Source organism: Candidatus Vicinibacter proximus (assembly GCA_016713905.1).
GTDB classification, from domain to species: Bacteria; Bacteroidota; Bacteroidia; order Chitinophagales; family Saprospiraceae; genus Vicinibacter; species Vicinibacter proximus.
The window spans coordinates 522,274-528,815 of the sequence record JADJOE010000002.1; the positions used below are offsets into that span (position 1 = coordinate 522,274).

Sequence of the window (6,542 nt, forward strand, 5' to 3'; positions counted from 1 at the left end):
TGGTTTTTTAAAGATACAAAACTTTATATTACCTCGTCCGCGCCAATTACTGGTAGGTGCTGTTATAGGGCGTTTTTCTGGGTTTTAGTTAAATGATGTCCGATACTCTAATGGTGTTTGATTCGTTTTGGATTTAAATAATTTACTAAAAGACTGTGAATGCTCAAACCCCAATTCATAAGCAATTTCACTTACAGACAAGTTCGTGGTAGATAATTTTACTTTCGCTTTTTCTATTAATTTATTATGGATATGCTGTTGGGTTGTTTGTCCGGTTAAACTTTTTAGCATACTGCTTAAATAGTCAGTACTAACATTAAAATTTTGAGAAATATTTTGAACCGATGGCAAACCATTATTTATAATATTATCGCCATTAAAATAATTATCTAAAATTTCCTCTAACTGATCTAATATTTGGTGGTTGGAAATTTTTCTGGTGAGAAATTGTCTTTGGTAAAACCTTTCAGAATAATTTAACAGTAATTCTAATTGAGTGATGATTATCTCTTGACTGAATTGATCGATGTTTGCCGTATATTCTGTTTTAATATTTTGCAAAATATCATTTACAATACTTTCTTCTTTTTCTGAAAGGAAAAGTGCTTCCCGGACGGAATAATTAAAGAACGGATATTTCTTTATGTTTTTAGCAAGCGATGTTCCAAATAAAAAATCAGGATGAATAGCTAAAATCCAACCTGTAGGAATATTTGTGGTTGCATCTGCTTCTATCAATTGTACTGAAATAACCTGTTCTGGCGAAAAAAAAGTCATCAGCCCTTCATCAAAATCATACGATTGCTGACCATATCGATATTTACCAACCACATTGCGTTTTATGGCTATGGTATAAAACCCTTGGATCCATTTCATCTCATTGGTGTCTGACGTATGTTTTACTTTGCTGTAATCTATCAAACTTATTAATGGGTGTTCAGGAGGCGAAAGTTGGTTAAATCGATGTAAATCACTGATGGTATTTAATCTTGATATTTCTGTATTTGACATATTGCAAGTTATTAAAATTTCATTTTAGTTTAAATAATTTCTAGTCTTTATATATGCAGAAACAGATAGCTAATACTTTCAGCTATCTGTTTCTGTGAAATTTAACTTTTTCTTAGACTTTTAGTTTGAGCATTTCCCCTATTCCAAATGCGTTGAATAATCCTTCGTGAATCTGAGCTAATTGATTGTTGTATGGTTCAATATGTGTTCCCATTCCCATATTGTCAACTATAGTTCGCATAGGGCGTTTTCCTGCAGGCATGTTAATGAGTTTGGTAATTGCATCAGCTACATTTTGAGGATTTTGTGCAGGGTTGTTGGCAAGGGCTTGCTCAAAATTTTCAAACATTTGTTTGGGTGCGCTAACCATTCCTCCATAACTTTCATTTTGCGATTTATCAGATGGCAACATCAGATTATTCATAAAACTAGTTGGGTACCCTCCTGGCTCAACTATGCATGAATCTACACCGAAGCCAGAAAGCTCTACACGGTAATTTTCAGCCAATGCTTCTACTGCCCATTTTGTTGCTTGGTAGGGGCCGTAAAACGGAAGAGCAATTCGACCCAAAAGACTAGAAATTTGAATAAGTAATCCTGAACCTTGATTTCTAAGGTGCGGAAGAGCAGCTCTGTTTACTCGTTGCACCCCAAATACGTTGACATCAAAAAGACGTTTGAAATCATCGGTATTAAATTGTTCCTGAATACCTAAAACCCCAACACCGGCATTGTTTATCACTACATCTAAACCGCCTAGTAATTCGATGGCTTTTACCACACCCGAATTTACACTTTCATCGTTGGTGATGTCAATATTAACGATTTTTGCACCTAATGCGGTTAATTCATCTGCTATAGCTTTGTTTTTAGAATCAGTATTTCGCATAGTGGCTACAACACTTTGCCCTTGATTAAGCAAGGTTTTTACTGTTAAGGCGCCAAAGCCTCCGTTTGCTCCTGTAATTAAGATTTTTGACATAAGATTTTGTTTTTTGATTTATACGATGCAAACTTGCAGATCAAAAAACCACCTTATGTATCCAAATCCGTGATTGTTGTAGCTGAAAACTTATTACTGAAACTACAAGCTCAAATTCGGTTCTTTGCCGACATGAAATACCTGTCTAACCAGCAAGTTGCTCACTTATTTTCCAAAGTTCCTCTTGCAAGTCCTTGTCGTATGAGTATCTGTTCGATTTAATTTCTTTACCGTCAAACTTATAAAACGTCCCGTTCGAGTTTGCATATTTACTATCAATGGCTAAGCTGCACAACATTTTTGCCGCCTTGTCGGGTGGAGAAGAAATAGTTTTAAAAATATAATAAAGAAGTTTGGGCATGTCTTTCGTCAATTCAGATTTTACTAGTCCCGGATGAAAAACACTAGTTGTTACTTCAGTTCCTTCTAATCGTCTTGCCAACGCGTAGGTAAACATAATATTCATCATTTTGGAAGCACCAAAAGCACCCAAGAAACCTGACGAGAATTTCGTTTTCCCGTTAATATCATCAAGATTTATTTTGGTTGTTGATGGCGCAGAAACTGTTATCACTCTTGCAGGCTTACCCGCTTTTAGGAGGTCAAGCAATTCATTGGTAAGGATAAACGGGCCTAAATGATTGGTGGCAAAGGTATATTCAAGCCCCTGAGAATTTTCGGTTCTGTTCTTAGTAAATATTGCAGCAACATTCACCAATGCGCTCAAGGATTTGTGTTTACTTTTAATTTCATCAACTGCCTTTTTGATTGATTTTGGCTCACTCAGGTCAGTAACTACAGTTTCAATGTCGCTATTATTTGTCGCTTGAATAATTTCAGATTTCACTTTCGATAGCTTGTCAGCATTTCGTCCAAGTAAAATTACTGCACAATTATTTTTTGCTAATTCAAGCGCTGTGGCTTTGCCAATAGCACCCGTTGCTCCTGTTACTAAAACTGTTTTCATTTTAACTTACTATTTTGATGTTAAAAGCTCCGTTATTAGTAGCACCATAGATACTTAACCATAGCGGGAGATACATTTCCGTTCCTCTTGATTTTGTGATGTCGCCAAGGTCAAGAATATTTTTTTCAGCCCACCCAAACGATTTCAAAATCTTTTTTACTTCTTCTTTTGATCCTGCATCATTGCCACTTACAAAAGTGCTGTGATCGCCTCCGTTTATCATTGCAGGATTTACCATTAAACCACACCACATCGTGTTGAGTGCTTTTACTACTTTCGTTTGAGGAAATTCCTTTTGAATTTCTTCACCCAGGGAATTGGTATTGCAAATTGCTAGTGAAGGGGGCATTCCTTTTGAAAAATCGAGTGGATTGGCAATGTCAACAATTATTTTTCCATTTAGGTTTTTATCACCTGCCAATTTTAATGCCTCAATTGAACCAACACCTGCGGTGCAATTAAAAATTATTTCTCCGAATGCTGCCGCATCAGCAAAGGTTCCGGCAGTTGCTTTGCCATTGTGTTTGGCAACAAAAGCTTTGGCCTTTTCATTGTCTACTGTTCTTGAACCCATCATAACTGTGTGTCCAACTTCAATTAATTTTGAACCGATGGTGTCTCCAACATTGCCGGTTCCTAATACTGCTATTTTCATATTGTTTTCGTTTTTAGTTATTTAATTTTTGCGATACAAAGATGAGCAGAACCATTCTTTGGGCAATGGTCAATAACTTGGTTGTGATGGTAGATTATTATTTTGCTGGCTGCTTCCTGTATTCAAGCGGTGTCTGGTCGGTGTGCTTCTTGAAGAATTTACCGAAATTGGCGGGGTCAGAAAAATTAAGTTGGTAAGCAATTTCGGTAATATCGAAATCGGTAAATTGAATTAATGATTTTGCTTCTGATAATAATCTGTCATTGATATAACTCAGGGCGTTTTTGTCAGATGCAGATTTAACCGATTGAGAAAGATGATTAGGTGTTACATTTAATAGGGCTGCATAATCCTCAATTGTTCTTTTTTCGATGTAGAAGTTGTTTACTAATTGAATAAATTTTTGAAGTAAAATTTGTTGCGGTGTTGTAAATCCTTCTTCCCACTGCTTGAAAGCATTGGTGAATTCTTTTAATTGATACAACAAAGCAAGAAGTTTTATTGAAGCAACTTTATGTTGATTGTCATTCGTGTTTTCGTATGCGGAAAATACTTCTTCAAAATGGGGAGCAAACTCCTGAAACTTCGCTTCATTCAGCTTAAAAAAATTGGTATGCAGAATATTGAAGAATGGAAACTCCTTTTCAAAGTCGGGTTTAAAAAATGAAAAACATTCTTTTTTGAAATAAATCAAATAACCGTTTGCCGAATTGTCTCTGTAAAAACTATAAAGCAGTCCGGGTGATTGAAAGACAAGGAAAGAATTAAGTTTGGTAACATTCGTGTTGTCATAAGTTATTTTTGTTTTGCCCGCATTTGAAACTAAGGCAATGAAATAAAAGTCTTTACGAAAGGGCGGTTTGTAATTGCTGATTGAGCCTTCGTTCTCTTTTAGTCTTAGGCAAAAGAAATTTGGGTTTTTTGTCTTGTAATTTGAAGGAATAGAACTAAGAAAATCATTGATGTCTTTGTAATTGGGAATGATATCGTCTCTGCCTTCCATTTCAATTTTGTTGTCGTTGTCCTAAAATGCCCTATAACTTCTTATATGTACACCAAAAGTAAACAAAGTCTACTGTTTTGGTAAGCTATGTATACTTTTAGTAATGGATATCTTTTTACAAATCGTCAAATGGACTTCGGATGCCTTGTATTTTTTTCTGTCTGACGTGGGTATAGATTTCTCAGTGCAAATTCACCACCTTTTGATTTCAGGTTTCCATTTGCAGGTATTTCCTGTTGTGCTTAAAATGATCCTTCGAAGTAATTGTTTCAAAAAATTATTTGATATGCTTATTTAATATCCATCTGTTTTCTGCTGTGCTTTAAATTCCTTCAGTTAGAAGCTAACTTTATTTTACGGCTTCGCCGTCCTCACTCACAGATCCGCAAGTAAGGCATGGAAGTTGATTCTTATATTGCGTTCGTTCAGTTCAACTGCAATTGATCAGTCGGTATTTCTACCAAATAAAACATGGACAGATTTTCAAGTTTTAACTGAACGAATTTTTTACCAACAATCTCTACCAGTGTTCCGGTATTCCCGGCCAATAAACCGGATTTTATTTTGACCTGCTTTCCTTTTAACGCTTGCATGGATTGCAGAGAATTCTGAATAATCATGGACCCTCCTTCCGGATCATATCAAGCTCTTCTTCCTTTATAATGGCATCCTGGTTTCGTGGCGCACATAATGCAATACACCTTTGGCCTGAAAAACGTCCTGCCGGTCCTTGTCTTCATTGCACACAAATAAATAGGATGGAAATGCAGGCACAGTCAATTTCTTCATCCGATCCGACCATTGGCGCATGACTTGGACCTTGGGTAAATAATGCGGTATCCCCAGTCGGGCAAGTTGCTGCTCTACTTTAAATTCATACCTGCCTTGTATATAAAGGACCTTCCAGTTTGGCATCCGATTAGGGTTAGTTGCTGTGCTAAATTAGAAATAATTTAGAATAGGTCAGGTAAATTTAAGGGAATAAGGAGAAATTAGAGAATTAGAAAATTTGAAAATTAGCTAATGGATGACTGAACGATCTCTGCGACAGCAGAGTATCGCGACAGCACGATAAGTGAGTATCCATGTAATGTGAAAAAGGTTTAGCTTTAGTTAAGTGGTCCAAAGGCCACAATTTAAATTAAATAACTAAAAACTAAACCTTATGACAAAAGTATTACAAAAGGCTGGATTTGTAGGAGAAACCATTTACGTTGGCATAGATGTCCATTTGAAGAGTTGGAATGTTTCACTTTATTATGGGAGCCAATACCTGCGAAGTTTTCATCAATCACCTCATCCAGATATTTTAGTTTCATTTTACGGCGTGAATTTCATGGAGCAAATTACAGTTGTGCCATCGAAGCTAGGTTTTAGCAGTTATTGGATAAAAGAGGCATTTGATAGACAAGGTGTAAGCTGCATTGTTGTTAATCAGCAGACATACCCCAGACAGACAAAGGAAATAAATCAAAAGCAGATAGAAACGATTCTAAACGTATTGGATCTTCACTTCAAGCAGGAAGATAGTGTCCGATCTACATCCCATCGCAAGAAGGAACCAGAAGCTGATCGTCAACTAGTTCGGACCAATGAAAAATTAACACGAGGACCTGACCAGATCAAAATAGAATCAAAGAATGCCTATATCAAGTAGGTATAGAGATTCCCGAACGGTTTGAAGCGGAAATTGGGCAATATATTCCATAAACTGGTTAAAAGACCTACCTATCTCATTTTGGAACTTACGAACTGCTTTAAACCATCAAATAAAAATGATGGAAAATATGAAATTTGAAAAAAACCTGGTACTTCCAAAGATATTCGCAAACTAGCGGTTAGTGAAAATATGCCCCCATTGCTTCTAGATTAAAAACGGTACCTGGTAGTGAGCGCCATAACTGCCATTACTTTAATAACGGAA

At 36.2% G+C, this 6,542-nt stretch carries 8 protein-coding genes; 1 reads left to right on the forward strand and 7 read right to left on the reverse strand.

Going from position 1 to position 6,542, the window contains the following annotated elements:
• Positions 1-84: 84 nt before the first annotated feature.
• The 7 genes from IPJ83_08605 to IPJ83_08635 form a co-directional block, all read right to left on the reverse strand.
• The gene (locus IPJ83_08605) at positions 85-1,011 is read right to left on the reverse strand and encodes a helix-turn-helix transcriptional regulator (GenBank protein ID MBK7880599.1); all 927 of its coding nucleotides are present in this window, start codon (positions 1,009-1,011) and stop codon (positions 85-87) included.
• Positions 1,012-1,123: 112 nt separating this feature from the next.
• Positions 1,124-1,993 (reverse strand): SDR family oxidoreductase, encoded by an 870-nt coding sequence (locus tag IPJ83_08610; protein ID MBK7880600.1) that lies wholly within the window; start codon positions 1,991-1,993, stop codon positions 1,124-1,126.
• A gap of 145 nt (positions 1,994-2,138) precedes the next feature.
• The gene (locus tag IPJ83_08615) at positions 2,139-2,960 is read right to left on the reverse strand and encodes an SDR family NAD(P)-dependent oxidoreductase (GenBank protein ID MBK7880601.1); all 822 of its coding nucleotides are present in this window, start codon (positions 2,958-2,960) and stop codon (positions 2,139-2,141) included.
• Between the two features lies 1 nt (position 2,961).
• Positions 2,962-3,615 (reverse strand): NAD(P)-binding domain-containing protein, encoded by a 654-nt coding sequence (locus tag IPJ83_08620; protein MBK7880602.1) that lies wholly within the window; start codon positions 3,613-3,615, stop codon positions 2,962-2,964.
• A 97-nt stretch (positions 3,616-3,712) separates the two neighbouring features.
• Positions 3,713-4,618: a helix-turn-helix transcriptional regulator gene (locus IPJ83_08625; protein MBK7880603.1), complete on the reverse strand. Its 906-nt coding sequence runs from the start codon at positions 4,616-4,618 to the stop codon at positions 3,713-3,715.
• Between the two features lie 425 nt (positions 4,619-5,043).
• Complete coding sequence (locus IPJ83_08630; protein MBK7880604.1) at positions 5,044-5,238, reverse strand: hypothetical protein; 195 nt, start codon at positions 5,236-5,238, stop codon at positions 5,044-5,046.
• Positions 5,239-5,275: 37 nt separating this feature from the next.
• Positions 5,276-5,533 carry a UpxY family transcription antiterminator gene (locus IPJ83_08635; protein ID MBK7880605.1) on the reverse strand — a complete coding sequence of 86 codons (258 nt, stop codon included), beginning with the start codon at positions 5,531-5,533 and terminating at the stop codon, positions 5,276-5,278.
• 250 nt (positions 5,534-5,783) lie between these two features.
• On the opposite strand from IPJ83_08635, the gene IPJ83_08640 reads away from it, so the two are divergent.
• Complete coding sequence (locus tag IPJ83_08640; protein MBK7880606.1) at positions 5,784-6,275, forward strand: hypothetical protein; 492 nt, start codon at positions 5,784-5,786, stop codon at positions 6,273-6,275.
• Positions 6,276-6,542: the final 267 nt, after the last annotated feature.